Origin of the sequence: Acutalibacter sp. 1XD8-36 (assembly GCF_009917525.1) — a bacterium.
Classification (GTDB): Bacteria; Bacillota; Clostridia; order Oscillospirales; family Acutalibacteraceae; genus Acutalibacter.
In genome coordinates, this window is sequence record NZ_QZDU01000002.1 from 452351 (window position 1) to 477434 (window position 25084).

A 25084-nucleotide genomic window follows, 5' to 3' on the forward strand; every position below is an offset into this window, starting at 1 on the left:
GCTGCAAAAGCGTTTTGCGCTTTTGTAGTAGGCCGGGGCTCTGCCCCGGGCCCCGCAGCCTTGAAAGGCTGGCGAACTTTTTTCCCGCTTCGCGCAATATTTTTTCACGGCAGGCTTACCTTTTGCCCGCCGCTTCAGTCTAATGGTTAAAATGGGGGTGATGGATACATGGACCGGCTGGTGCGCAAAGCCCAATCCGGCGATAAGGCCGCTTTCGTCCGTCTCATTGAGGACAACCAGCTCTCCATGTACCGCGCCGCAAAAGCCATCCTTCACCAGGAGGCCGATGTTGAGGACGCTGTGCAGGAGGCAATCTGCCGCACCTTCGACAAGCTCTACACCCTCCGGCAGCCCAAGTTCTTTAAAACCTGGCTGACGCGCATTGTCATTAACTGCTGCTATGATATCCTTCGCCAGCAGAAGGGGCTCTATCCCCTGGATGTCCTCCCCGAGGAGCCCCGGGAGGAGGATATGGACACCCCCCTTGACATACAGGCGGCCCTGAAGAGCTTGAGCGAGAACGACCGGCTGATACTTACACTTTACTATCTGAATGATTTGCCGGTGAAGGAGATTGCAAAGCTTCTGTCCATCAGTGAGGGTGCGGCAAAAATGCGGCTCTCCACCGGGCGTAAGCATTTCAGGGAGAAACTTGAGCTAAGAGAGGAGGCGGGTTCCCAATGGCAGAGATGAAGCACGCAAAGAAGCCGGAGAGAAGGGCGCCTGAACGAAGGCCGCGCGAGCCCAAAAGGCCCCGGCAGAGCGCCCCCCGGGAGCCCCGCCCCGCTATAGGCCGGAGCCGGGTCTTCAAGGCCGCCCTCGCCAGGGAGTACGGCGTAACTGAGTTGCCCGAGAGTCTGAAGCTTCGCACAGAAAAGACCCTCAGCACCCTTCCGGATGTAATGCCCAGCAAGCCGCGGCCTATACTCAGGCTGTTCAGGGGCATGGCTACGGCAGCGGCGGCGCTGGCGGTGACCTCTGTGATACTTTTGGGGCTCAACTCTACAAACCCCCAGCTCACCGAATCCATGCCCGGGCTGGGCCCCATGTTCGCCGCCATGAATGAGAGACCCACGCCCCAGCCCACCGCCGGGCCTACTCCCCAGCCGGAATTCAATCCGGTAACAGTCCTCAGCAAGGGGGACTTTGACGGCGTACTAATTATAGACGACGCCTGGAGTGACGGCAAGTCCCTGCTTTTAGACATGTCCATCTCCCCGGGGGACAGCTTCTACAACGTCTGTGATAAGTTCGGGCTTGGCGCCGCCCCGTCCCTGTCTTTAGGCACCATGCTGCAAAACGAGTATGGTGAGAACTACAAAGAGAATAACGCCTCCCTGCTGGTGGATTACGGGGACGGGTATATCGAGCTTGGCCCCGACGCCTTTGCGCCCGTCTTCAAAACCGACAGCAGCGGCAGGCTTACAGCACGCTGGCAGGCGGAGCTGGGCAAAGATATTGAAGCCGGTGACGAGCTCACAGTGACCCTCAGCGTACCGGACCTTACCACCATTGCCGAGTTCGACAGCTTCCCCATATATAGCTGGGTCTCAGGCTTCGAGACCACCTTCACCCTGCCGGTCTCCACAAACAAAAACAGGGTGTTCAGCCTCCAGGCTTCCGACGGCCCCGTAAGGCTCCACTCTGTGGACTATACCCCCACCAAAGTTACCCTGGATGTAAGCCTCCCTTACCTTGGAATGGTAGGCGACCTAATACCTGACCGCGGCGAATCCAGCGGCTGGCCCCTTGGCTTCTATGCCCAGCTCTCCTGCACCAACTCCGACGGAGAAAAATTTATCTACAGCCCCAGCGCAGACTACATGTCCAGCAGGAACAGCTCTGACCCCGGCCTCTCCGAGTTGTCCGAAATGAGCTACACCTTCACAACCATAGACGAAGCGGCGGACCCCCGGGAGCTGCGCAGCCCTCTTGTGCTCACCTTCTACGAGTTCCCCCTCGAGCCTGAATATGGGCAGCCCTTAGGCCGGGTAACCGCCGAGTTTACCATCGACCTTTATACCGGCATGGCATATCCCAGCGAAAACTATCTTGAGAATGGCTTCGAGAAGAGTGACGCCTCCAAAACCACTGTAGACCGTCTTGAAGAGGCAAGCTATAACGGCCTGCTGCTAATGCCAATGGGCAACTGGCCTGAGGCAATAAACAGCGGATATGACCCGCTCGCCACATTTACACTAAGCGCCCCGGCAGAGGCAAGCGGTCGTGAGCTTGCTGTACAATGCTACTTTAACGGTGCCGTTGTCCACAGCTTCATATTTGTCCTGGGCGAAAACAACGAGTGGGAGGACGGCACGGTTTATACCAATTACTTCACTCTCCCCGGCGCCGGCCTGGAATATCTTCAGGCCAATGTCAATATCTTCTATCCCGATGAGCTTGCGAACACCTACGGCTATGTTTTATTCGACCGCCTGGAGCTCATAGACCCATTCTCCGGCGAGGTGATTATCCCGGACCTTAAAGCCGCCTGGGAGGACATCTATATAAAGCTCCTTGGGGCAAAGCCCTACTCCAGCGGGATTGCCGCAAACGACAGCGAGAATGACGTTAGCTCCTCCTCTCCACCGCTATAGGGCAAGCCTTCCTCCCCCGGTCTTCTCAAAGAGCCTCCTTATTTCCCCTCTTAAAAGCCTATAATCGCAACCCTCTAATGCGCCCGAGCGGTATATCCGCCGGGCGCATTTCTGCGCCTCCTTCAGCAGCTCCATATCCATGGACATACTTGCTATTTTCAGCTGAGGCAGGCCGTGTTGCCGCTGTCCGAAGAAATCCCCCGGCCCCCTGAGCTTTAGGTCCGCGTCGGCTATGGCAAAGCCGTCGTTGGTGCTTTTGAACACCTTCAGCCTCTCCACGCTCTCCGAGTTCCTGGCGTCGCTTATGAGTATGCAGGCCGACTGGAATTTTCCCCGCCCGATACGCCCCCTAAGCTGGTGGAGCTGGGAGAGGCCGTATCTCTCGGCGTTTTCTATAAGCATTATAGCGGCGTTTGGCACGTCCATGCCCACTTCAACTACTGTAGTTGCCACTAAGAGCCGCGTGTTCCCCTTGGCAAACCCCGCCATGACCTGCTCCTTTTCAGCAGGCTTCATGCGCCCGTGTAGGGCGGCTACCTCAACTTCCGGGAACGCCTCCCGGACCCTTGGCAGGTACTCCTCAAGGCTCATCATCCCGCTCTCATCCCCCTCGATAAGCGGGCAGACAAGGTAGCCCTGCCGCCCCTCGTCCAGAAATTTCCGCACATAGCCAAAGGCCCTGCCGCGCTTATCCGGGCCGATAAGATAAGTTGCTATCTCCTGCCTGCCCGGGGGCAGCTCGTCCAGCACGGAAACGTCCAAATCGCCGTAGGCCATCAGTGCCAGAGTCCGCGGTATAGGCGTTGCGCTCATTACTAGCATATGGGGCGAGGCCCCCTTCTGGGCCAGCGCCATGCGCTGCTTTACGCCGAAGCGGTGCTGTTCGTCGGTTATCACAAGGCCCAGCTCGTGAAACTCCACCTTTTCGCTTATAAGGGCGTGGGTGCCGATGGCAAGCTCTATCTCCCCGGACCTTATCCCCTCCCGGACCCGCTTATGCTCTGTCCCCGCGCCCCCGGTCAAAAGCCCGCAGCGTACACCGGCGGGCTCCAGCAGTCCCGATAGGGATTTATAGTGCTGGGCGGCTAAAATCTCCGTGGGGGCCATAAGGGCCGCCTGCTGGCCCGTCTTTATCACAGGCCAGCATAGAGCCGCCGCCACAGCAGTCTTGCCCGAGCCCACATCCCCCTGCACCAGCCTGTTCATGGTAGAGGGCCCGGACATGTCCTTCACCCCCTCTGTGACCGCCCGCTGCTGGGCCCCGGTGAGCTTAAAGGGAAGGAGCCTTGTGAACTCCTCGGGGAAGCCGCTCGGTATTGGGTGCAGGTTTTCCTGCCTCGAGCCGCTTTTTATCTCCATCAGCCCAAGCTGCAAAACCAGGAACTCCTCAAAGACCAGCCTGCGCCTTGCAATCTCCAGGTCCTCCATAGTCTTCGGGAAGTGTACATTCTCCAGGGCATAGCCCAGATAGCAGAGCTTATACTGCTCCCGTATCTCCCCGGGCAGCGGGTCCTCCAGGGTATCAGGCAGCAGGTCCATGGCGCTTCTCACAGCCTGGGCGACGCTCCGGGAGGTGAGTCCCTGGGTAGCCGGATATATTGGCACAATCTCCGCGCTCCTGTCCGCCGGAGCAAACTCAGGGGAGACCATGGAAGCAGTCCTGCCGGAAGTCCCTATCCTCCCCCTAAACAGGTAGTTTTCCCCCTCTTTTAATAAGCTGGGGATATACCTGTTGTTGAAGAAGGTGAGCTTCATATCGGACTCGCCGTCGGTAACTGTACAGCGGTGCATGAGCTTTCCCCCACGTATGCGCTGCTCTGTGGGCGGGCTTGCCACCTCTCCCCTCACAACACAGACCTCGTCTATGCCCGCCTCAGAGATAGGTGTCACCTCCGACCAGTCCTGGTAATCCCTGGGGTACAGCCGCAAAAGGTCTCCCACTGTCGGCGCCCCCAGCTTTGCAAACAAGGCCGCCCGCTTTTCCCCCACGCCCTTCAGCTTTCGTATATCCGTTTCAAACAGTGACGGCAAGCATATCCCTCCATAACCGCAAAGCAGGAGAGAGCCGGGGCCCTCTCCTGCCGGAAATTTTTCTAAGTCTGTTTATTCCACTGAGATTATAAAGTAGTACACCGGCTGGCCGCCGTCCACAAGGGTTATCTCCACATCAGAGTGGACCTTCCCCTGTAGCTGCCTTTTGGCCTCCCTGGCCTGCTCCTCAGTTATACCCTCTCCGTAGATAAGGGTTATAAAAGAGGTCTGCTTGCCGGTGAGGGACCTTGCCACCCTCACGCAGGTGGAGACCGGGTCCTTCTCAATATAGTCCAGCTTGCCGTTCTTGAGGCCCAGTATGTCGCCCTTGCGGATGGCCTCGCTGCCAAACTCCGAGTCCCTGGCGGCGAAGGTCACAAGGCCGGTGTCAACATTTCCCGCGGCCTCCAGCATGGCCTCCCTGTTCTCCTCCACCCCAGCGTCCGGGTCAAAGGCCAGCATAGCGGAGAGCCCCTGGGGGATGGTCTTTGTGGGCAGGACTATAACCTCCCTGTCCTCGGCAAGGGGGATGGTCTGCTGAGCGGCAAGAAGTATATTCTTGTTGTTCGGCAGCACAAATACCTTCTTTGCCGGAGTAGCCAGTACCGCGCTTAAAATATCCTCTGTGCTGGGGTTCATGGTCTGCCCGCCGCTTACCACCACGGCGCATCCCAGCTCCAGGAACAGGCTCTTTAAGCCCTCGCCCGCAGCAACTGAGATAAAGCCCAGCTCCTCAGTGGGCTCCCGGCGCTCCAGGACGGGAGCTGCCTCGGGCTCCGCCTTCTCAGCCTCCCTGGCCTCGCTGAGCTTCCTGTGCTGCTCGCGCATGTTCTCTATCTTCACCGACAGTATCTGTCCGAAGGTGAGTGCCTGCTGAAGGGCGTTTCCCGGCTCCTCAGTGTGCACATGCACCTTTATTATCTCCTCATCATCGGCTACCAGCACACAGTCGCCTATGCCCTCCAGGTACTTTCTCAGGGCCATCGGGTCCTTCTTCACCTGGGAGTCACGGCCTATAACAAACTCCGTGCAGTAGGTGAAGGTTATCTCGCTGTCAAACTCAGCGGCGGCTGAGCGGAAAAACTCCTCAGTCTCCTGCTGCCGCTCCTCCTGGGTCAGCCCGGAGCCTATCATCTCCCCGCCCTGGAACACGCAGAGCATCCCCTCAAATATGAGGCAGAGCCCCTGGCCCCCGGCATCCACAACTCCGGCGCGCTTTAAGACCGGCAGCAGCTCCGGGGTCTCCTCCAGCGCTTCGGCGGCGCCCTCACAGACAGCCTCCCATACGTTCACAGGCTCAGCGCCCTCAGTGAAGGCCTTTCTGCCCCTTTCCGCCGCCACCCTGGCAACTGTGAGTATCGTGCCCTCTGTAGGCCGGGTCACCGCCTTATACGCCGCCTCCACGCCCAAGTCAAGGGCCCTCAGGATATCCTCGCAGCCCGCCTCCTCAACGCCCTCGAGCCCCTTGGAGATACCCCTGAAGAGCAGGGAGAGAATTACCCCCGAGTTGCCCCTGGCCCCACGGAGCATAGCAGCCGCAGCCTTCCCGGCAACCTCCCCGGCGGTAGCGGAGTCTGAGAGCTTCAAGAGCTCCGCGCAGGCCGAGCCGATTGTCATGGACATATTGGACCCTGTATCGCCGTCCGGCACAGGGAAGATGTTCAGGTCGTTCACCTGCTTGCGGTATTTTGCGATATTGTTGGAGCCAGATATCATCGCGTCCCTTAACATAGCGCCTTGAATCATTTTGGTAACACATCCTTATCAGATAGATACGCCGCCCGGCCCGGTGAGCTCTCGGGGCGCGAAAAACCATTTTAGAATATTGTAACACAGAAATCTCAAAAAAACAAGGGCGGCAGGGAAACTCTGCCCTTTATCCTCAAAGAAACCCGCAAATTTCATGTATCGTTATAACTCCCTAGCGAAGCTTCTTTGCAAAAGCTGCATTTTTCTCCAGCTGATAAAAGCCCAGCTTTTTATAGAAGCCGAAAGCGGGCACGTCGCTCTCCGTCATCAGGAATATATAAGCCAGCCCCAGCCCTATACACGCCTTTTCTATCTCCTCCACCAGTACAGTTCCCAGGCCCTGCCCCTGGCAGCCGGTGCGCACGCAGAGTTCATCCACGCAGTATTCCGTGCCCTCATACCAGTGCTTCACCCGGCCCATGGAGACTCCCACCAGCTCCTTGCCCTGATACAGCCCAAAAGTAAGGGAGTTTCCCTGTCCTGTTAAATCGTGTATATAGAGCCTGAGCTGCTCCCGGTCTGACCAGTCGTCGTTCCAGGGCTCCCGGGTAAACACGTCCGTAAACAGCTCCGCTATCTCCTCAGCACAGCTCTCATCCAGCCTCCTGAAAGTATACTCAGCCCCGTCCATCCCTTCGCCTGTTGCCCTCCTTATCGAAATTCTTCCTCAGCGCCCGCTCTGTAGGGAATATAGACCCTATCAGCACCGCCAGCTGCACTCCGCAGACTATCCCGCCCACAGTGCCAACAATCCCCTCGTCCCCGTCAATCACAAACAGCATGGGTACAACCGTCACCGGCAGCAGAATAAGCCCGCAGATTTTCCAAATGCGTCCGCTATGCCTGTGGGCAAACTCCCAGGTGTCCTGGTTTTTCATGGACATAGCCGTTCTGTAGCCTAATACAGGGTTTATCTTCTTTGGCGCCCGCCCTGAAAAATACCAGCCGAAGCCGGTCATTATAAGCGGGATGAGCAAATCCATCGCGAGCATATATATCCAAAAACCCATTTGCCTATGCCTCCCACAACCTCAGGTCAGGCTCAGCCTCTCGACCCCTGTGCAGAGCCCCGTGGCCTCGTCAGCCGTAAATATTACGCAGTCCATCCGGCATGGACCGCTTGCCAAATCAAATCGTGCGGGCATTTTAGTGATGTAGCGGCGTATGATTATCTCCGGCTTCACCCCCAGCACCGAGTCAATGGTGCCGGTCATACCCGCGTCGGTTATATATCCTGTGCCCTTTGGCAGCACGCACTCGTCCGCGGTGGGCACATGGGTATGGGTGCCAAACATGGCTGTAAGCCTTCCGTCGGCGTAAAAGCCCAGGGCCCGCTTCTCCCCGGTGGCCTCGGCGTGAAAATCCAGCACGCATATCTTCGGCAGGTCCGGCTCCCTTAAAATGCGGTCCAGCTTTTCAAAGGGTGACTCAAGGCTCTCCAGGTACATGGTGCCCATAAGGTTTATCACCCCAACCTGCACCCTCCCCAGGTCCACCACACAGAAGCCCTTCCCCGGAGCCGCCGGCGGGTAATTTGCCGGGCGCAGAAGGGTCTCCCAGGTGTCGTACATCTGGAAACTCTCCTTCCTTCTGAAGCTGTGGTTCCCGGTTGTTATCACGTCAGCACCGCTGTCCAGCAGGTGTGTGGCCGAGTTATGGGTTATGCCGTTGCCGTCGGCGGAGTTCTCCCCGTTTACTATACACAGGTCTATCCCCTTCAGCTTCTTCAGCGCCGGAAGCCGTTCTCTCAGAAACTCGCACCCGGAGCTGCCCACCACATCCCCCACGCAGAGTATATTCACCATATCTTCGTCTCCGTTTCCATCTGGTAAATTGAGCTGAAAAGCCCTTTTTATACTATATCATGCCCGGAAAATGCCAAGAAAGGCGCGCCGAATACAGCGCGCCTCCAAAGCTTATTTCGCGTAGTCCACAGCCCTACTCTCCCTTATCATGTTCACCTTTATCTGTCCGGGATAGTCCAGGTCCGCCTCTATCTTCTTGCATATCTCCCTTGCCAAAAGGGTCATTTCCTCGTCGCTCACAATGTCAGGCTTCACAAGTATCCTGACCTCGCGTCCGGCCTGTATGGCATAGCAGCTATCCACACCGTCGAAGGACGAGGCCAGCTCCTCCAGCTTCTCCAGCCGCTTGATGTAGTTCTCCAGGTTCTCCCTGCGCGCCCCGGGCCTGGCGGCTGAGATAGCGTCCGCAGCCTGTACTATGCAGGCCACTATCGTCTTTGCCTCCACGTCCCCGTGGTGTGCGGCGATGGCGTGTACAACGGCCTCGTTCTCCCTGTACTTCTTCGCCACCTCCACGCCTATCTGCACATGGGAGCCCTCCATCTCATGGTCCAGCGCCTTGCCTATGTCATGCAGGAGCCCGGCTCTCTTGGCAACAGTGGGGTTAAGCCCCAGCTCAGAGGCAATCATGCCCGAGAGGTAAGCCACCTCCAACGAGTGGTTGAGCACATTCTGCCCATAGCTCGTGCGGTAGCGCAGCCTGCCCAGGAGCTTCACCAGCTCATGGTGCACGCCGTTTACGCCCACCTCCAGAACGGCCCTCTCGCCCTCCTGCTTGATGGCGGTCTCCACCTCGCGGCGGGCCTTATCAACTGTCTCCTCAATCCTCGTGGGATGTATGCGCCCGTCGGAGATAAGCTTCTCCAGGGCGACCCTGGCAACCTCACGGCGCACAGGCTCAAAGCTTGACAGGGTTATGGCCTCGGGGGTATCGTCTATAATAAGGTCAACGCCGGTGAGGGTCTCTATAGCCCTTATGTTCCTGCCCTCACGTCCGATTATCCGGCCCTTCATCTCGTCATTGGGCAGAGGCACAACGCTTATTGCCGCCTCGGACACATGGTCCGCCGCACAGCGCTGTATAGCTGTGGCGATTATCTCCCTGGCAGCGTTGTCGCTCTCCTCTTTCATCTGCTGCTCATACTCGCGTACCTTCACAGCCTTCTCATGCACCAGCTCATTCTCCAGGTTATTCAGCAGATATTCCTTTGCCTGCTCCATGGAAAAGCTGGATATCTTCTCCAGCATGTCGAACTGGCTCTTTCTGACGGCCTCGGCCTCCTTCAGGCGCTCCTCGGCCTTCTTGTTGCGCTGGTCTATCTGGTCTTCCTTGCGCTCCAGGGTCTCCAGCTTCTTCTCCAGGCTCTCCTCCTTCTGAAGGTTCCTGCGCTCCTGGTGCTGGATTTCCCTGCGCCTGTCGGATAGCTCCTTTTCGCTCTCGTTCCTAAGCTTGTGTATCTCGTCCTTACCCTCCAGGATTATCTCCTTTTTCCTCGCCTCAGCCGTCTTTACAGCGTCACCGACGATACGCTTGGCCTCCTCCTCAGCCGAGCCGATAGCCGCCTCAGCCTTGGACTTGCGGTAGTTCACTCCCAGGAAAAACGCCGCCGCCCCAGCCAGTGCCGCCGTCAAAACGGCAATAAGGATACACAGCCATACTGGTATACTGCCCAATCGGGCACCTCCTTTTTTGATTGATATTTTGATTATTTTAGAAAAGAAATATTTGGCCGCAGACGGATACCCGCCCGGCCTGTCCGGGTCGCCCCGGAAAATGCGCATGGCTGCTCTTATCGGACTATTTAATTTTTATATACAAAGCTCCGCGAGCTCAGTAATGTATAAAAAAATATATAAATCAAGCACTCCAGTGCATTCTACGTATAATTGTATAACTATGTAGGGGACTTGTCAAGAAATATATGAATTTTTCTTGAATTAAATTTTTATCCCGGGGAAAACCACAGAGAAAAGCTCCCACAAAAAGGAGCTTTTACCCTCTCTTCACTCTATCTTGCGCTAAGCGCCCTGGTAGCGTTGAGCACCGCCAGGACCATTACGCCCACATCGGCAAACACTGCCAGCCACATGCCTGTAACCCCCAGAGCTGTCAGCAGCAGCACCAGCCCCTTTACCCCCAGGGCAAACCATATATTTTCCTTCACAATGGCAATGGTCCTGCGGGATATGCGTATGGCCAGGCTCAGCTTTGACGGCTTGTCGTCCATAAGCACCACGTCGGCGGCCTCAATAGCCGCGTCCGAGCCCAGCGCTCCCATGGCTATCCCCACATCGGCCCGGGAGAGCACCGGCGCGTCGTTTATGCCGTCCCCCACAAAGGCCAGCCTGCCACGCCCGGTCCTTTCACCCAGCAATTTCTCCACCATGCCCACCTTCCCGGCAGGCATCAGCTCCGTGTGTACCTGGTCTATACCCAGCTCCCTGGTGGCGGCCTCGCCGGCAGCTTTGCTGTCCCCGGTGAGCATTACAGTTTTTATGCCCCGCTCCCTGAGCTCCTTTACAGCGTCCTTAGAGTCGGCCTTCAGCTGGTCGGCTATGATTATATGTCCCGCATAGGCTCCGTCCACCGCCACATGCACCACCGTGCCGGCGGCGGTATTCTCAGGGCACCGGGCGCCTATCTCGTCCATAAGCCGCCTGTTTCCGGCGCAGACGGTCCTGCCGTCCACCTGCACCCGCACTCCCCTGCCGGAGAGCTCCTCAGCCTCGCCCACCCGGGAACGGTCCGGCTCACCGCCCCAGGCCTCTTTCAGGGAGCGGGATATGGGGTGGTCGGACCAGCTCTCAGCCAATGCCGCCAGCTCCAGCAGCTCCTTTTCAGACATACCCTCGGGATGTATCTCAGTTACCTTAAACACACCCTGAGTCAATGTGCCCGTCTTGTCAAATACCACCATATCCGCGGCAGCCAGGGCCTCCATATAGTTGCCGCCCTTTATAAGTATGCCCTGCCTTGAAGCTCCGCCTATGCCGCCAAAGAAGCTCAAGGGCACAGATATCACCAGGGCGCAGGGGCAGGACACAACCAGGAAGGTGAGCGCGCGCTGTACCCACTGGCCCCAGCCGCCCATAAACAGCGGCGGTATCACTGCCAGCAGCACCGCGCCTATCACCACTGCCGGGGTGTAGTACCTGGCAAAGCGGGTTATAAAATTCTCTGCCCTGGCCTTTTTGCTTGAGGCATTCTCCACCAGGTCCAGAATCTTCGCAACTGTAGACTCTCCGAACTCCTTCTCGACTCTTATCCTCAGTACCCCCGAAAGATTTACACAGCCGCTGGGCACGCTCTCCCCCGCGCCCACGCTGCGGGGCATACTCTCGCCGGTCAAAGCGGCGGTGTTCAGTGTGCTGCTGCCCTCTATCACAGTTCCGTCTAAGGGAATCTTCTCTCCCGGCTTCACAACTATGACCCCGCCCACAGGCACATCCTCCGGGTCGACCTGAGCCACTTCGCCGTCAGTCTCCAAATTTGCATAGTCCGGCCGCAAATCCATCAGTGAGGATATGGAGCGCCTGGACTTGCCCACGGCATACCCCTGGAACAGCTCCCCCACCTGATAGAAAAGCATGACAAACACCGCCTCGGGGTACTCGCCCTCCCCAAAGAAGCCTGTGCAGAATGCCCCCATCGTCGCCAGGGCCATCAGGAAATTTTCATCGAACACCTGACCGTTGGCAATATTCCTCACCGCCCGCCAGAGCACGTCCCAGCCCACCGTGAAGTAGGCCGGCAGGAACAGGGCAAACCGCCAGGGCCCTTCATATGGCACCAGCACCGCGGCTATCAGCAGCACGGCTCCTATTATAATGCGCAGGAGCATGGTCTTTTGTCTCTTAGTCATAGCTCATACTCCTCACCGCACTATCCGGCAGTCCGGCTCCACCTTCTTGCAGGCCTTCTCAATCTGGTCCATTATCTCCTCAAACCTGCCCTCGTCGGCGGTAACTGTCAGCTTCTGCATCATAAAACTCACCGCCGCGTCCTCCACGCCGTCCAGCTTTTTGATGGCAGTCTCCATTTTCGCGGCGCAGTTCGCGCAGTCCAGGTCGATGAGTTTGAAACGCTTTGTCATGTAAATTATCCTCTCATTCTAAAAATATTTATATGGTTTAATATAAGTGCTTTATATACACCGGGTCGCCGTTTTTGGCGGCAACGCCCGGGTCGTGCCTATAGCCCTGCTTAATGTAGAAACCGGGGGCGGTGTCCGTGGTCAGCGCTATAGAGGTAACTCCGTGCTCCATAAAGTACCCCTCCGCAATCCCCAGGAGCTCCGAGCCGCAGCCCCGCCCCCGGTACTCCGGGGCTATCCAGAACTCCCGGATAAAACCCAGGGTCTTTGTCATGAACCATCCGGCGCACTCCATGGGGCAGAACTGTATGAACCCCACAGCCTTACCGCCGTCTGTTCGCAGATACGCCAGGTTCCCCCGGCCGTCCGTGTCCATCTCCCGGAAAAGCCCCTCCCAGTCCCGGACCGTTATTCCCAGCTCCACGAAGTAGAGCATGAAGCTCTCCCTAAAGCTTTCATCGGTGAAACTGTCAATAAGCCTTGTCTCCATCCTATAACCTCACTCCTCTATATGCTCCATGCCCTGGTCAAGAATCGTGCGCACGTGGTCGTCCGACAGGGAGTAAAAAATCGTCTTTCCCTCCCTCCTGTACCGCACCAGCTTCGCTTTTTTCAATACCGCAAGCTGGTGGGAGATAGCCGACTGGGTCATCCCCAAGAGCTCCGCTATCCCGCACACGCACATGTCCGACTCAAAGAGCACATACAGTATCCTTATCCTCGTTGAGTCCCCGAAGACCTTGAAAAGCTCAGCCAGGTCAAAAAGCTCCTCCTCGCCGGGCATTATCTCGTTGACCCTCTGCACTGTCTCCTGGTGCACGTGGTTATAGGCCGGCTGTGGCTCCATTTTCATCATCCTTTCATATGAGCAACTGTTCATATGTATTATATGCCTCTCCTTGGGAAATGTCAATAGGTAGGAGAAAAATTTCTCTATATGCTTTACATTTTTTGGTGGGTGTGGTATGATTAATTTGCGACACAAGTTTAATATTTTTCTCAATCAGTTGTTTGCGTATTTGCTAATGGCAAATACACAGGCTTATTTTCGCATTCAACTGATTGAAGCAGTGAAAAACTTGTGTCGCAGCAAGAGCCATGTGTTTTGCAGGTGCGTGGCTCTCGGGCTGCGCACTTTTTTGTTTGCGCAGAAACAAAAATGCGAAGGGATGCGATGCCGCAAAACATTAGCCTTAGGTAAAAAGACAAACAAAAAATTTATTAGGAGGGACAGAAATGAAAAAGCGCATTTTGTCGCTTATGCTGGTGCTGTGCTTGGTTATTGGATTATGCCCTATATTTGCTTCTGCCGGGGGAAGAGAAGCTTACCTTGTGGATATGGACGGAACCGTACACCGCCTTGCACTTAGGGGGGACACTGGCGACGGAAAAACCTGGAGCTTTGATAGGCAAACTGAAACACTAACTTTAAATGGGTATCATGGAAGATGTGTATATGGAATTTTAGAAAATGTCGTTCTAGCCCATGGAAGCAAAAACAGTCTTGCCGGTATGTACTTGTCAAACCCCGCTATGGGGGATAATAAGGTTTCTATTACTGGCAGTGGTGAACTAACCTTGAAGCATGATGAATCTCTGTTAAAATTTGATGATTTCAAATGGGGAAGTATCAGTTATGACCCCGGAAGATATCCGAAATATAAATCAGCTTTCTTTCCGTGCGCGTTGGGTTATGAAGAATACGAAAACACCTCTCGCCCTGGACATTCGAGCATTTCTGTTGATGATAACCTTGCATTAACTGGTGGTACAAAAGAAGGGGATACTTTCACTCTGAATTTGGAAGGTAAAGAGCATTGTCCCGTTACTCTTTATGGAGGTGAGACCTCGTATTATTTCCTGCAAATGCCCAAAACCCCCTCAGGCGAAAATGCCAGCTATGTGCGTATAGCTCCCACAGGCTCCAAGCCTCCCAAGCCCACCGAGCCCACCGTTGGCGGCTTCTCCGACGTAAAGCAGAGCGCCTACTATGCCGACGCGGTACTCTGGGCCGTTGAAAACGGCATAACCAGCGGCATTGGCGGCGGCAAATTCGCCCCTGCCCAGACCTGCAAGCGCGAGCAGATAGTCACCTTCCTGTACCGCTCCAAGGGCAGCCCACAGGTGAGCATAACAGACCAGTTTACCGACATGCCAAAGTCCGAGGAGTTCCAGCGGGCCATAAGCTGGGCTGTTGAGAACAATATCACCATGGGCAACGGAAAGGGCCAGTTCAGCCCTGAGAAGGGGTGCACCCGCGCCGAGGCAATGACCTTTATCTGGCGCGCGGCGGGCAGGCCTGAGCCCAAGACGGAAGCCTCCTTCTCCGATATGCCGTCAAGCTCCGACTTCAGGAAAGCTATAAGCTGGGCCGTTGAGAACAATATTACCCAGGGTATTGGCAATAATAAGTTCGGGCCCAACAACCCCTGCAACCGTGGACATATCGTGACCTTCCTGTATAACGCAAAGGATTTATAAGCGCAAAAAAGAGGGCCCTGGCTGTGCAGCCGGGGCTCTTTTACTATGGCTTTTTCCCAACTAAAAAACCGCTTACCCTCTCCACCTGCGGAAGGCTGACCTTCAGCACCGCGCCGGTAAGCGCACCGGTCGCCAGCGACGCCAGTATGAGCACCGGCGCATAGCCCAGCACTGCCGGGCCCATCATCCAGAAGGCTACCAGCACCTGCCCGGCATTATGCGCCATGGCCCCGCATATCCCTGTAAGCGCGAAGCTGGCCCGGGTCTTTTTTAGCACCGCCCATGCACAGGCTGTGCTCAGAAGCCCTCCCGAAAGGCTCATGGCCCCTGCCGTCACCCCCCGGGTCAACAGGGCAAAGCCCCCCTTTATCACAGCCAGTGCCATGGCCCAGGGCAGCCCCAAACTCCCGGCGGCGTACATCATGACTACATTTGACAGCCCCAGCTTCGCCCCCGGCGGCATTCCCGGCAGGGGGGGCAGCATACCCTCCAGCATTGAGAAGGTCAGCACCAGCGCCGCCAGCAGTCCCGAAAGTGCCGCGAATCCAGCCTTTTTCCTCACTTTTTCCTCCACTAATAGGTCTCCGCGTCCAATTTCCGCCCTGTTTTCGGGCCCTCCAGCCGCAGCACTATCCTCCCCGGCAGGCACACGGCGCTCTCCCCCGCCCGGGCTATGAGCCCGGTACGCTGGCAGGTCCTGTCAGGGCAGTTCGTCTCTGAGACCCGCGCCCCCGCCTCCGAGAGCTCCACTCTCAGGGACACGCCGTTCTCCCCCTCTATCTCCACAGTCTCAGTGGCTTTCAACCCCCCCAGCTCCCGGCTCAGGACTATCTCTCCGCCCCGCTCGACTATGGCCCTGGTACCTCCTGGCCCGCTCCGGGAGAGCGCCAGCCATATGACCGCCGCCAGCGCCACTACCAGCAGGACAGGCCATTCCCTGGGGTTAAAAAGCCGCCTCTCCATCAGCCGCCCTCCCCCAGGGTAAACCGCCCCTCAAGGCCTTCGGTTATAGTGATATCGCCGCCTTCAGTAATAAATATCCCCTCCGCGCCGTAGCTCTCCAAAAGCTCCATGCCGTCCTCCAGCCCCAGCACAAAGCAGGCCGTAGCCAGTCCGTCGCTCAGCGCCCCGGGATACTTCACATCCATTCCCGGCGGGCACCAGACTGTCACGGATACAAGCCCGCTCTCGGCGGGATAGCCGGTACGGGGGTCCAGGATGTGGTGGTACTTTTTGCCGTCCTGCTCAAAATACTTCTCATAGCTCCCGGAGGTGGACACGAATCCTCCCGGCAGGCTCAGCACTCCCAGGCTCCCGGAGCCCTCCGGGTCCCGGACTCCCACCTGCCAGTCACCGCCACCGTGCTTATGCCCATATAGCCCCACGCTGCCGCCCACGGCGATGACCGCGGCCTGCACTTGGCTGCGGCTGTATTCACCCAGCGCCATGTCACACGCCGCGCCCTTGCCTATAGCCCCCAAGTCAAGGGACATACCCTCCCTGCCGAGAGACAGGCTGTCCCCGGTAAGCTCCACCTCCTGCCAGCCCACAAGGGCCATCCTTTCAGCCAGCTCCCCCGCCTCCGGCAGACGGGGCTCATTGGCAAAGTCCCATAATCCCATCACGGGCCCAAGGGTTATATCCAGCGCCCCGCTGCTCCTCTCACAGAGCTCCATCATCTCCGCAAGCAGCTCACCCACGCTGTCACTGAGGGCCACCGGCTCCCCGCCGGCTTGGCTGTTGACGTGCGCAACGCCCCCGTCCCGCCGCCAGGATATCTCCCGCTCAAGCTCCTCTATCCCCTGCACAGCCTCAGCCGCAGCCGCCTCAGGCTCCGGCTCCCGGCCCCAGACAGTCTGCTGCACGTAGGAGCCCATGGCGAAGGCCGTCAGCTCATACTCCCGCTCCCTGCCCAAAAACTGCCATATAATCAGCCCCGCCAGCACCATCGCAAATACCAAGCCCAATAATATGGCCCGCTTACCCAGGGGCAGGCGGGCCTTGCGTTCATCTGTCATCATGGTTCAGCGGTCCAGCCGCTTTGCCGCGTCCATCAAAAGCTCCACGGCCTCGTCAACCGTAAACCTTGAGGTGTCGATGGTGATATCGTAGTTCTGCAAATCGTCCCAGCGCTTGTTTGAGTAGAAGTTATAATAGTTGGCCCGCTGCTTATCCTTCTTTGTGACAAAGTCAGAGGCCTTGCGCTCCTCGCAGTCCTTTTTAGCGACAGAGCGGCGCACCCTCTCCTCCTTGGAAGCGTGGACGAACACGTTCAGGCAGTTCTCGTGCTCCCTTAGTATATAGTCCGCGCATCGCCCGATTATCACACACGGGCCCTCAGCGGCGGCCTTCTTGATAATGTCGGACTGGATGATAAAGAGCTTGTCGTTAATAGGCATTTCGTTAATGCCGGGAACTCTTGCGCCGAAGGAGTAGCTGCCCATTACCATGGAATAGAGCAGGCTGCTGGTGGCCTTCTCGTCGGCGTTGGCAAAGACCTCCTCGGAGAGGCCGCTCTGCTTTGCGGCCATGGCTATGAGGGCCTTGTCGTAAAAGGGGACATCCAGCTGGCGGGCAAGCTTCTCCCCCACCTCGTGGCCGCCGCTGCCGAACTGGCGGGAAATGGTGATAACTGGCAACATATAAATTCCTCCTTTTGCATTGATTTGTTGGTATGCTCCAGGAATCGACTATATTTCAGTTGAAATCTGGATAGTTTCTCTATAAATATAATAGCGTATTTTAAGAGAAATGTCAATAGTTTTTGGGATTATGTTTATTGCCTTCAGGAACGTCCCGGCTTATTCCGCCGTCAGGTGGACGGTAACGCTGGAGCCGTCCTCCTGCCCCGGCCAGGGCTGTGACAGGTCAAGGCCAGCCGCCATCAGCAGCGCGCCGGAGTATACCCTGCCGCTCTCCTCGTCCCTGTACATTTTCTCCGGGTCCAGCCCCCTGAGCCGCCTCATCTGATAGTAGTTTTCAGGCTTGCGCATGACCACGCGGGTAAACAGTACCTCTCCCTTATCCCGGCTCACCATCTCCCAGTCGCAGAAGAAGGGGTCTGCCGCCGGGTCCGTCAGCCTGTACAGGTCGCCGTAATGGGTCAGGTCATAATATTTATGGTAGTCCGCCACCTGTTTTTTTGCCCACTCCTTCTCCTCCTCGGTCATCTTGCAGGGGTCCAGCTCAAAGCCGTGGGTACCCATAATAGCCACATTGCCCTTGGTCTCAAAGCCTGTGCGCGGGTTTGCGGACACATGAGCCCCCATGCAGGCCGGGGGATAGCAGAGGGACGCGCCCATCTGGATTGTCAGCCGCTCGATTGGGTCTGTGTTGTCGCTGGTCCAAATCTGTGGGGAATAGTAGAGCATTCCGGGGTCGAAGCGTCCGCCGCCGCTGGAGCAGTTCTCCAAAAGTATATGGGGCCAGGTGCTGGTCACACGGTCCATCAGCTCATAGACCCCCAGCACATACCGGTGGAAGAACTCCCCCTGCCGCTCTCTTGGCAGCACGGCATTGCCGGCCTCTGATATATTGCGGTTGCAGTCCCATTTTATGTACTGTATATTGTTCTTGCCTACAACCTCTGAAATCTGGCTGAAGATATTGTCCCTGACCTCCTTGCGGGTCATGTCCAGCACGCACTGATTCCTGCTCAGGCTGCCCTCGCGCCCCTGGGCCTTTATTATCCAGTCCGGGTGGGCACGGTATAAATCGCTGTTCGGATTCACCATCTCCGGCTCATACCATATGCCAAAGCTAAGCCCCTCGGCGTTCACCCGCTCGATAAGGCTGCCTATACCGCCCTTGAGCTTGTTCTCGTTCACCTGCCAGTCGCCCAGCGCCTGGGTATCGTCGCTCCTTGTGCCAAACCAGCCGTCGTCCATTACCAGCATGTCCACGCCCAGCTTCTTTGCCTCCCTGGCAAAGTCCACCAGAAGGTCGTCGTCAAAGTCAAACACCGCCGCCTCCCAGCTGTTGATAAGCAGAGGGCGCTTCTTATGGGTCCACTGGCTGCGCATAAGGTTGTCCATAAAGAGCCTGTGGAAGCTGCGGCTCATACCGCCAAGGCCCTCGGCGCTGAACACCATAATAGCCTCGGGGGTCTGGAAAACCTCTCCCGGCTCCAGGTGCCAGCTAAAGCTGCTGGGGTCAATCCCCGCCAATACCCTCGGGCAGCCCAGGGTGTCGACCTCAGTCTCAATAGAGAAGTTGCCGCTGTAAACCAGGCTCACGCCGATGGCCTCGCCCTGGTCCTCATCCGTACCCTTTCTTGCCAACGCCATGAAGGGGTTATGGTTCGGCCCGGTCATGCCCCTCTTGGAGCGTATGCCCTGTATGCCGTGCATGAGCGGGTGCCGTGTAACCGTGTTCTCCTTGGCCCAGCGCCCGTACATATGCACCATATCATAGTCCATACCCGGCAGCTCCAGGCACATGCTGTATGCCCGCTCCAGCTCCAGGGCGCTGCTGCCGGTGTTCTCGACCCTCATACTCCGCGCCATAGCGCCGTTTTTGTTGAACACAGTGTAGCTTAGCCAGGCCTTAAGCCCGGTCAGGCTGTCGAGCATTTCTATCTCCAGGGTCTCGGCCTCGCCTTCACCGGCAAATGCAGCTGGCAGCTTCAGCCCCTCAACGGCATACAGCTCCGGCTTGCCCGGGTGGATTTTATAGCCTGCATAGCGCAAATCAGTTACAGAATCCCCCGCCGGAGCCACAGCCTCTATAGCCGAAATCCGGAAGTCCCCGGTGCTGTTCCCCGGAAGCTCCTGGGGGATGGAATCCAGTGAGAAGCGCTTATCCTGCACCTTGGGGTTGCGCGGGGACAGGGAGTCGTACCAGCCTCTGTACATCAGGTGGGATAAATCCGTGTCGGGCACCTTAGGCCCATAGTACAGGTGCACCAGATACCCCTGCTCATAGACCATGAACGCGTACGTGGACACATCCGTGTCCAGCTTGAAAATGTTTGTCTTCGGGTCAAATTTAATCGGCATAGTTACACTCCTTCTAAGTTTTTAGCTCAAATATTCCCGGGCGAAATCCTTATCGCCGGTCAGGGCCGCCAGCAGAAGCTGGTATATGCCCTCAGGGTCCTTATAGAAATTCTCCTCGATAACCCTGGCCTGGGCGCGGTCGGGCACATATATCCCCAGCTCCATCAAATCGCCGCCTCCACCGACTGAAATGCGGCACCTCACCCTGCAGCCATTCTCCAGGTCCTCTGTCTCCACCCTGTTCTCCCTCTCGGCCCTGGCCCTCGCCAGCAACGACACCGCCGCCTCCAGCGCCTTATCCCTCACCGTCAGCGGCAGGCCTGTGTCAAGGCTCCTGGCTATCTCCCGGCCCGTCGGCTCTATCACATAGCCCTCTTGGGTGCTGCGGATATGTCCAAGCCCCTCAAGCCCCGCCAAGGCGTCGCCGGTTTCAAAATAGTTCGCCAAGGCTTTTCCCTGCAGTATGCCGGATATGTCCTCCCCTGAAAGGGGCGCGTCTACGCTTGAAAGGATATAGCAAATCAAAATCCGTATGTCATTTTTCGTCCAAAGCCCGCCGGGGTCCACACCGCCGGTAAATGCGTCTTTGTCCATATTCAGCTCCTTCTGTGTTTATGCGGAAGTCTTGTCCTCCAGTACAGACACGCGGGTCTCCAGCCTGTCCAGCTGTTCCTGGGTGCGCCTGATTATCCGCCTGTTTCTGTCAATATAGTCCTGGTTTGCCTCAAAGCCCTCTGCAAGCGCCGTTATCCTGATACCCACCGAGCTCTCCATGTATACCTTTAGCTGCCGCGCCATATTTTCAAGGCGGTCGTCTATCTCAGCAGCCTTTTCGTCCAGGGTACCGTTCTGCTTATGGAACTCCTCAAGCATATCGCTCTTGAAATCTTCCATCTGCTGTTCCAAACCGTCCATCCTTCGGTCTAGGCCATCTATCCGCTGATTCACATTTTCAAGCCCATCCCCCATATCATTGCGCAGGCTATTAATAGACGCCTGCATTCCCTTCAGCTGCTCCAGAATCATCTCAGTGTCAGTCATATCAGTCCCCTCCCTACATATGTTGTATTTAAAAATTTTGGTTCTCTCAGCATACGCTCACCCTCCCGGTCTTAGCGTCCAGGGTAACTACCGCGCCGCCTGTCAGTATGCGCGTAGCGTGCTCGGCCCCGGTGATAACAGGCTTATCCATAGCAAGGCCCGCTATGGCGGCATGTGTATTCATACCCGGCTGCTCGGTAATGATACCCGAGGCCCGGCGCAGGTACTCCACAATGGTATTGTCCGTCTCAGGCACAACTAAGATATCGCCGTCCCTAAAGCGTGCGGGTATGTCTTCAAGGTGCTTGCACACACAGAGCCTTGCCGACACTGATTTCTCCGTAACGCCTGTGCCTGTCAGCAGCACATGGCCCACTACGTGTACCTTCATCATATTGGTGGTGCCGGAGACTCCCAGGGGCATACCGGCGGTTATCACCACTATATCCCCGCTGTGGACCACCCCCGCCCTCTGGGCGGCGTCTACAGCGTGGTCGAACAGCGCGTCGGTGTCGTTCTCCTCGTCTATCAGCAGCGGAGTCACGCCCCAGGACAGGTTTAGCTGGCGGCAGACATGCTCCTCTGTGGTACATCCAACTATCGGGTATAGGGGCCTGAACTTGGAGAGCTGCCTTGCCGTCACGCCTGACTTTGTAACGGTGATAATAGCCCGGGCCCCCAGGTCATGGGCTGTGGTACAGGTGGCGTGGGAGATTGCGTTCGTCACATCAAATGCAATATCGCTGTTGTCCCGGGAATTAAACCTGTGGATATAGTCAATGCTCTCCTCGGCCTTCTCTGCAATGCGCACCATGGTCTCCAAAGCCTCCACCGGGTAGTCCCCGGCGGCGGTCTCGCCGGAGAGCATTATGCAGCTGGTGCCGTCGTATATGGCGTTGGCAACGTCCGTGGCCTCGGCCCTGGTTGGGCGGGGGTTTTTCATCATGGAGTCCAGCATCTGAGTCGCCGTCACCACCTGCTTTCCCGCAAGGTAGGATTTCTGTATCAGCTGCTTTTGCAGCACAGGCACGTCCTCAAAGGGTATCTCCACGCCCATATCCCCCCTGGCCACCATTATACCGTCTGCCACCCGCAGGATATTGTCTATATTATTGACGCCCTCCATATTCTCAATCTTTGCAATAATATTTATCTTATGGCATTTATACTCTTTTAATATCTGGCGTATCTCCAGTATATCCTCTGCGGTGCGGGTAAAGGAGGCCGCGATAAAGTCAAAGCCGTTCTCGATTCCGAAGATTATATCCGCCCGGTCCCGCTCGCTGATAAACGGCATGGAGAGCTTTGTCCCGGGGACGTTTATCCCCTTGTGGTTTGAGACCTTTCCGCCGTTTATCACTGTGCAGACTATATCCGTGTCGCTGACCTGCTGGGCCTTCATCTCCACCAGGCCGTCATCTATGAGCACCCTTGCGCCGGGGGCCAGGTCCTTTGGCAGGTCCTTATAGGTAATGGAGACTATATCTGAGGTGCCCTCCACTTCCCTTGTAGTAAGCGTGAATGTGTCCCCTGCGCGGAGCTGGATTGGGCCGTCCTTAAACGTGCCCACCCTTATCTCCGGGCCTTTGGTGTCAAGCAGCGTGGCGATGGGCAGCTTCAGCTCGTCCCTAAGGCGCTCCACCATGTCCAGCTTAGCCCTGGCGTCCTTATGGTCCAGGTGGGAAAAATTAAAGCGCGCGGCGTTCATGCCCGAGAGCATTAATTTGCGCAGTACCGATTCATCCTGGGTTGCGGGTCCGAGGGTGCAGATAATCTTGGTCTTTCTGGTCATGTTGGGAGCTCCTCTCATACTTTTTTGTGTTTCCACCATTATATCACAGTCCCGCTGAATTTTAAATCCCTCTTTCACTTAATTTATGGTTTCTTTTGCCGATTATAAAGTCAAAGGGGGTTATATTATGGCAATGAAGATACCGTCCGCACCGGCCCCAAGGGGCACCGCCGTCCCGCAGGCCGCGTCAGAGTCCCAGCGCGCCGAGCCAGTAGCTAAGGCCGAGCGCCGCCAGCAGCAGAGGGAAGACCGGCTTGAGCTCTCAGAGGAGGCCCTTGCTGTTCTCCAGGGCAAGGAGCCCCCGAAAGCAGAGGAACAACAGCCCCAGGAGGAGATTACTGAACCCAAGGAGCTCTCTCCCGCCGACCAGAAGCTTAAAGACAAGCTCAGCGCCATGAAGTCAATGAAGCAGATGCTGTCGAGCCTTCGGGAGCAGAACGCTCAGATGGCCGAGCAGTCTGAGCAGCAGGCGAAGGCCATAAAGGAGGCCCTGGAGAAGATGAAGCGCTGTTCCAAAATAGCGAAGAACATCCAGAAGGGGCATAAGGTGCCTCCCAAAGACGAGAAGTACCTGCTTGAGAACGACCCAAAGCTTTACATGATGGCAATGGCTATGCGTATGCTTGAGGAGCCGGATAATAAGAAGGTTAAGTCTGAGCTCAAGGACGAGGAGCAGCAGCAAGAGAATCAGGCGGCCTCCGGTGTTGAGGGCGCTGACGGCGCTGTCCAGAGCGATATTTCTGTTGAGATGGGGATGGATGTTAGCATAGAGTAATCAGGGTGCTGTTCCTGTGAAAGGAGTTTACAGTGGAAAATACTAAGTCTTCTGAAGGCGGGTTTGAATTTCTTGTAGAGAAAGATGCTATGTGGGCACAGACGCTTATGCAGGCTTTAGAGGGAAATGGTATTCCCTGTACTGCGCTGCCTGTTCATGGGGCGGGATTGGTTATGAAAACCGGCATGAGGGAGCGGATGAAGGTTTATGTTGCTCCTGAGAAGAGGGCCCAGGCTGAAGAGATAGTGGAGGAGCTTTTTGCCGGTTCTGAGGATTGATTGATAGTGGGGAGAATATAAAAAGACAGGCTTTTCTGCCTGTCTTTCTTTTTGCCTTCGGCAAAGTATATGGGGCTCTGCCCCATGCCCCGCCACCTTTGTAAAGGTGGACGAAACTTTTACTTTTGTCCCTCGACAGCGTCTGCGGCCCCTTCCAGCCACTCACCGTCGAACAGCTCGATTATCCCTCTGTCACATGCGCTGGCAAGTGCCGGGTCAATGGGCAGCTTCCCAAGCACCGGGAGGGCGTACTTGGCCGCAACCTCGTCAATATGGCTCTCTCCAAATACCTTTATCTCCTTCCCGCAGTCCGGGCACTTGAAATAGCTCATATTCTCCACCAGCCCCAGCACCGGCACCTCCATCAGCTTCGCCATCTCCACGGCCTTGGAAACTATCATCCCCACCAACTCCTGTGGTGACGCCACGATGATTATCCCCTGAAGCGGCAGCGACTGGAACACCGTCAGCGGCACATCTCCTGTTCCGGGGGGCATGTCCACAAACATATAGTCCACATCCCCCCAGACCACGTCCGTCCAGAACTGCTTTATGGCCCCGGCAATAACCGGCCCGCGCCACACCACCGGCGCGGTCTCCTCCTCCAGAAGCAGGTTAATGCTCATTACCTTTATCCCGGTCTTGGTAGAGATTGGGTACATGCCGCTCTCGTCCGCTGTGGCCCGGCCCTTCAGCCCGAAGCACTTGGGTATGCTGGGCCCGGTAATGTCCGCGTCCAGTATGCCCACCGAGCAGTCCCTGCGCCGAAGGGTAGTTGCCAGCATAGACGTCACCAGGGACTTGCCAACGCCGCCCTTGCCGCTCACAATGCCTATGACCTTCTTTACATTGCTAAGGGCATTCTGAGGCTCGATAAGGCTCTCCGGGTTCTGCCTTGAGGGGCAGTCGGCCCCGCAGGATGAGCAGTCATGGGTGCAGTTTTCAATATTCTCGCTCATTTTGTGATTCTCCTTGATTTAAATTGTTATATGGTTCTTATAGTATTATGCCGTGGGTTTTCTTATATTCCGCTATCAGCTTATCCAGCACGCTCTGGGCGTATGACCGCGCGTTCTCCTGAATATTCTCCGTAAATACCTTTTCGCCCTTGCCCACGCCCTCAAGCTGAACAGCCATAGACTCAAAATAGGCTTTTGAGTATTTGCTGCCGTCCGGGTCCACAGTGGCGTTCCAGTTTATCTCAAGCGGGTGCTGGGCCTCCCATTTATCCATCCAGGCGGTTATCTCCTCTTTAGTAGTGCCCTGCAGCGCCCTCTCTATAGGAGACAGCCCCGCCTCAGGCTCTTTCTCCAAATCCCCGGGAGCCTCTGCGCCCTCATTCCCGGCCTTTGCCCAGGTCATAGTCTTCATGGGTGATATCCTGCTGACATTGTCCATATTTACAGCCATTTTAAATTGCCTCCCAAAAAAGTATTCTCATCTA

General features: G+C 56.6%; 25 protein-coding genes. 5 read left to right on the forward strand and 20 right to left on the reverse strand.

Going from position 1 to position 25084, the window contains the following annotated elements; all coding sequences use genetic code 11:
- Positions 1-168 precede the first annotated feature (168 nt).
- Both D5270_RS05765 and D5270_RS05770 read left to right on the forward strand, forming a co-directional pair.
- Positions 169-693, forward strand: a complete 525-nt coding sequence (locus tag D5270_RS05765) for a sigma-70 family RNA polymerase sigma factor (protein ID WP_166543171.1) — start codon at positions 169-171, stop codon at positions 691-693.
- Positions 681-2597: a hypothetical protein gene (locus D5270_RS05770; protein ID WP_166543172.1), complete on the forward strand. Its 1917-nt coding sequence runs from the start codon at positions 681-683 to the stop codon at positions 2595-2597. The genes D5270_RS05765 and D5270_RS05770 overlap by 13 nt, the downstream gene beginning before the upstream one ends.
- On the opposite strand, the gene recG is transcribed toward D5270_RS05770, so the two are convergent.
- From recG to D5270_RS05820, 10 genes are all read right to left on the reverse strand, one after another.
- Positions 2592-4628, reverse strand: a complete 2037-nt coding sequence (recG, locus tag D5270_RS05775) for an ATP-dependent DNA helicase RecG (RefSeq protein ID WP_166543173.1) — start codon at positions 4626-4628, stop codon at positions 2592-2594. The genes D5270_RS05770 and recG overlap by 6 nt on opposite strands.
- Positions 4629-4700: 72 nt before the next feature.
- Complete coding sequence (locus D5270_RS05780) at positions 4701-6374, reverse strand: DAK2 domain-containing protein (RefSeq protein WP_166543174.1); 1674 nt, start codon at positions 6372-6374, stop codon at positions 4701-4703.
- A gap of 175 nt (positions 6375-6549) precedes the next feature.
- Positions 6550-7008, reverse strand: coding sequence for a GNAT family N-acetyltransferase (locus D5270_RS05785; protein WP_166543175.1), 459 nt, complete (start codon positions 7006-7008; stop codon positions 6550-6552).
- A complete protein-coding gene (locus D5270_RS05790; RefSeq protein WP_166543176.1) occupies positions 6995-7387 on the reverse strand; it encodes an SdpI family protein in 393 nt (130 codons plus the stop codon). Before D5270_RS05790 ends, D5270_RS05785 begins: the two co-directional genes overlap by 14 nt.
- 21 nt (positions 7388-7408) lie before the next feature.
- Positions 7409-8179 (reverse strand): TIGR00282 family metallophosphoesterase, encoded by a 771-nt coding sequence (locus D5270_RS05795; protein WP_166543335.1) that lies wholly within the window; start codon positions 8177-8179, stop codon positions 7409-7411.
- Between the two features lie 114 nt (positions 8180-8293).
- A complete protein-coding gene (gene rny, locus D5270_RS05800) occupies positions 8294-9856 on the reverse strand; it encodes a ribonuclease Y (RefSeq protein ID WP_243150165.1) in 1563 nt (520 codons plus the stop codon).
- Positions 9857-10191: 335 nt separating this feature from the next.
- Positions 10192-12045 (reverse strand): heavy metal translocating P-type ATPase, encoded by a 1854-nt coding sequence (locus D5270_RS05805; RefSeq protein WP_166543178.1) that lies wholly within the window; start codon positions 12043-12045, stop codon positions 10192-10194.
- A gap of 12 nt (positions 12046-12057) precedes the next feature.
- Positions 12058-12276, reverse strand: coding sequence for a cation transporter (locus D5270_RS05810; protein WP_166543179.1), 219 nt, complete (start codon positions 12274-12276; stop codon positions 12058-12060).
- Between the two features lie 37 nt (positions 12277-12313).
- Entirely contained in the window at positions 12314-12766 is a 453-nt protein-coding gene (locus D5270_RS05815) for a GNAT family N-acetyltransferase (RefSeq protein WP_166543180.1), read from the reverse strand.
- A gap of 9 nt (positions 12767-12775) precedes the next feature.
- A complete protein-coding gene (locus D5270_RS05820) occupies positions 12776-13123 on the reverse strand; it encodes an ArsR/SmtB family transcription factor (RefSeq protein WP_243150168.1) in 348 nt (115 codons plus the stop codon).
- A 1019-nt stretch (positions 13124-14142) separates the two neighbouring features.
- Between D5270_RS05820 and D5270_RS05825 the strand changes: the two genes are divergently transcribed.
- A complete protein-coding gene (locus D5270_RS05825; protein ID WP_166543182.1) occupies positions 14143-14757 on the forward strand; it encodes an S-layer homology domain-containing protein in 615 nt (204 codons plus the stop codon).
- Positions 14758-14800: 43 nt separating this feature from the next.
- Here D5270_RS05825 and D5270_RS05830 read toward each other — a convergent pair whose 3' ends face one another.
- The 8 genes from D5270_RS05830 to pyk all read right to left on the reverse strand — a co-directional run bounded on the left by D5270_RS05830 (position 14801) and on the right by pyk (position 22587).
- Positions 14801-15319: a Gx transporter family protein gene (locus D5270_RS05830; protein WP_330587412.1), complete on the reverse strand. Its 519-nt coding sequence runs from the start codon at positions 15317-15319 to the stop codon at positions 14801-14803.
- 11 nt (positions 15320-15330) lie between these two features.
- Positions 15331-15720 (reverse strand): NusG domain II-containing protein, encoded by a 390-nt coding sequence (locus tag D5270_RS05835; protein WP_166543183.1) that lies wholly within the window; start codon positions 15718-15720, stop codon positions 15331-15333.
- On the reverse strand, positions 15720-16778 hold the full coding sequence (locus D5270_RS05840; RefSeq protein ID WP_166543184.1) for an FAD:protein FMN transferase: 1059 nt from the start codon (positions 16776-16778) through the stop codon (positions 15720-15722). Before D5270_RS05840 ends, D5270_RS05835 begins: the two co-directional genes overlap by 1 nt.
- A 3-nt stretch (positions 16779-16781) precedes the next feature.
- Positions 16782-17399 (reverse strand): cytidylate kinase-like family protein, encoded by a 618-nt coding sequence (locus tag D5270_RS05845; RefSeq protein ID WP_166543185.1) that lies wholly within the window; start codon positions 17397-17399, stop codon positions 16782-16784.
- A gap of 159 nt (positions 17400-17558) precedes the next feature.
- Positions 17559-19754 (reverse strand): alpha-galactosidase, encoded by a 2196-nt coding sequence (locus D5270_RS05850; RefSeq protein WP_166543186.1) that lies wholly within the window; start codon positions 19752-19754, stop codon positions 17559-17561.
- Between the two features lie 21 nt (positions 19755-19775).
- Positions 19776-20348, reverse strand: a complete 573-nt coding sequence (locus tag D5270_RS05855) for a DUF4364 family protein (protein WP_166543187.1) — start codon at positions 20346-20348, stop codon at positions 19776-19778.
- A gap of 18 nt (positions 20349-20366) precedes the next feature.
- A complete protein-coding gene (locus tag D5270_RS05860; protein WP_166543188.1) occupies positions 20367-20795 on the reverse strand; it encodes a hypothetical protein in 429 nt (142 codons plus the stop codon).
- A gap of 46 nt (positions 20796-20841) precedes the next feature.
- On the reverse strand, positions 20842-22587 hold the full coding sequence (gene pyk, locus D5270_RS05865) for a pyruvate kinase (protein ID WP_166543189.1): 1746 nt from the start codon (positions 22585-22587) through the stop codon (positions 20842-20844).
- Positions 22588-22714: 127 nt separating this feature from the next.
- On the opposite strand from pyk, the gene D5270_RS05870 reads away from it, so the two are divergent.
- Together D5270_RS05870 and D5270_RS05875 are read left to right on the forward strand one after the other, a co-directional pair.
- Positions 22715-23362 carry a hypothetical protein gene (locus tag D5270_RS05870; RefSeq protein WP_166543190.1) on the forward strand — a complete coding sequence of 216 codons (648 nt, stop codon included), beginning with the start codon at positions 22715-22717 and terminating at the stop codon, positions 23360-23362.
- Positions 23363-23394: 32 nt separating this feature from the next.
- Positions 23395-23640: a nucleotidyltransferase family protein gene (locus tag D5270_RS05875; protein ID WP_166543191.1), complete on the forward strand. Its 246-nt coding sequence runs from the start codon at positions 23395-23397 to the stop codon at positions 23638-23640.
- A gap of 119 nt (positions 23641-23759) precedes the next feature.
- Here D5270_RS05875 and D5270_RS05880 read toward each other — a convergent pair whose 3' ends face one another.
- On the reverse strand, positions 23760-24599 hold the full coding sequence (locus tag D5270_RS05880; RefSeq protein ID WP_166543192.1) for an Mrp/NBP35 family ATP-binding protein: 840 nt from the start codon (positions 24597-24599) through the stop codon (positions 23760-23762).
- 37 nt (positions 24600-24636) lie between these two features.
- Positions 24637-25050, reverse strand: a complete 414-nt coding sequence (locus D5270_RS05885) for a hypothetical protein (protein ID WP_166543193.1) — start codon at positions 25048-25050, stop codon at positions 24637-24639.
- Positions 25051-25084: the final 34 nt, after the last annotated feature.

What these genes read in the sequence shown, in the direction of transcription:
- D5270_RS05770 (WP_166543172.1), top strand. Translation starts at nt 681, where the DNA reads ATGGCAGAGATGAAGCACGCAAAGAAGCCGGAGAGAAGGGCGCCTGAA.
- pyk (WP_166543189.1), bottom strand. Translation starts at nt 22,587, where the DNA reads ATGACCAGAAAGACCAAGATTATCTGCACCCTCGGACCCGCAACCCAG.
- D5270_RS05810 (WP_166543179.1), bottom strand. Translation starts at nt 12,276, where the DNA reads ATGACAAAGCGTTTCAAACTCATCGACCTGGACTGCGCGAACTGCGCC.
- D5270_RS05815 (WP_166543180.1), bottom strand. Translation starts at nt 12,766, where the DNA reads ATGGAGACAAGGCTTATTGACAGTTTCACCGATGAAAGCTTTAGGGAG.
- D5270_RS05885 (WP_166543193.1), bottom strand. Translation starts at nt 25,050, where the DNA reads ATGGCTGTAAATATGGACAATGTCAGCAGGATATCACCCATGAAGACT.
- D5270_RS05805 (WP_166543178.1), bottom strand. Translation starts at nt 12,045, where the DNA reads ATGACTAAGAGACAAAAGACCATGCTCCTGCGCATTATAATAGGAGCC.
- D5270_RS05880 (WP_166543192.1), bottom strand. Translation starts at nt 24,599, where the DNA reads ATGAGCGAGAATATTGAAAACTGCACCCATGACTGCTCATCCTGCGGG.
- D5270_RS05850 (WP_166543186.1), bottom strand. Translation starts at nt 19,754, where the DNA reads ATGCCGATTAAATTTGACCCGAAGACAAACATTTTCAAGCTGGACACG.
- D5270_RS05855 (WP_166543187.1), bottom strand. Translation starts at nt 20,348, where the DNA reads ATGGACAAAGACGCATTTACCGGCGGTGTGGACCCCGGCGGGCTTTGG.
- D5270_RS05835 (WP_166543183.1), bottom strand. Translation starts at nt 15,720, where the DNA reads ATGGAGAGGCGGCTTTTTAACCCCAGGGAATGGCCTGTCCTGCTGGTA.
- D5270_RS05870 (WP_166543190.1), top strand. Translation starts at nt 22,715, where the DNA reads ATGGCAATGAAGATACCGTCCGCACCGGCCCCAAGGGGCACCGCCGTC.
- D5270_RS05860 (WP_166543188.1), bottom strand. Translation starts at nt 20,795, where the DNA reads ATGACTGACACTGAGATGATTCTGGAGCAGCTGAAGGGAATGCAGGCG.
- D5270_RS05820 (WP_243150168.1), bottom strand. Translation starts at nt 13,123, where the DNA reads ATGGAGCCACAGCCGGCCTATAACCACGTGCACCAGGAGACAGTGCAG.
- D5270_RS05780 (WP_166543174.1), bottom strand. Translation starts at nt 6,374, where the DNA reads ATGATTCAAGGCGCTATGTTAAGGGACGCGATGATATCTGGCTCCAAC.
- D5270_RS05840 (WP_166543184.1), bottom strand. Translation starts at nt 16,778, where the DNA reads ATGATGACAGATGAACGCAAGGCCCGCCTGCCCCTGGGTAAGCGGGCC.
- D5270_RS05825 (WP_166543182.1), top strand. Translation starts at nt 14,143, where the DNA reads ATGCCCAAAACCCCCTCAGGCGAAAATGCCAGCTATGTGCGTATAGCT.
- D5270_RS05785 (WP_166543175.1), bottom strand. Translation starts at nt 7,008, where the DNA reads ATGGACGGGGCTGAGTATACTTTCAGGAGGCTGGATGAGAGCTGTGCT.
- D5270_RS05765 (WP_166543171.1), top strand. Translation starts at nt 169, where the DNA reads ATGGACCGGCTGGTGCGCAAAGCCCAATCCGGCGATAAGGCCGCTTTC.
- D5270_RS05790 (WP_166543176.1), bottom strand. Translation starts at nt 7,387, where the DNA reads ATGGGTTTTTGGATATATATGCTCGCGATGGATTTGCTCATCCCGCTT.
- D5270_RS05845 (WP_166543185.1), bottom strand. Translation starts at nt 17,399, where the DNA reads ATGTTGCCAGTTATCACCATTTCCCGCCAGTTCGGCAGCGGCGGCCAC.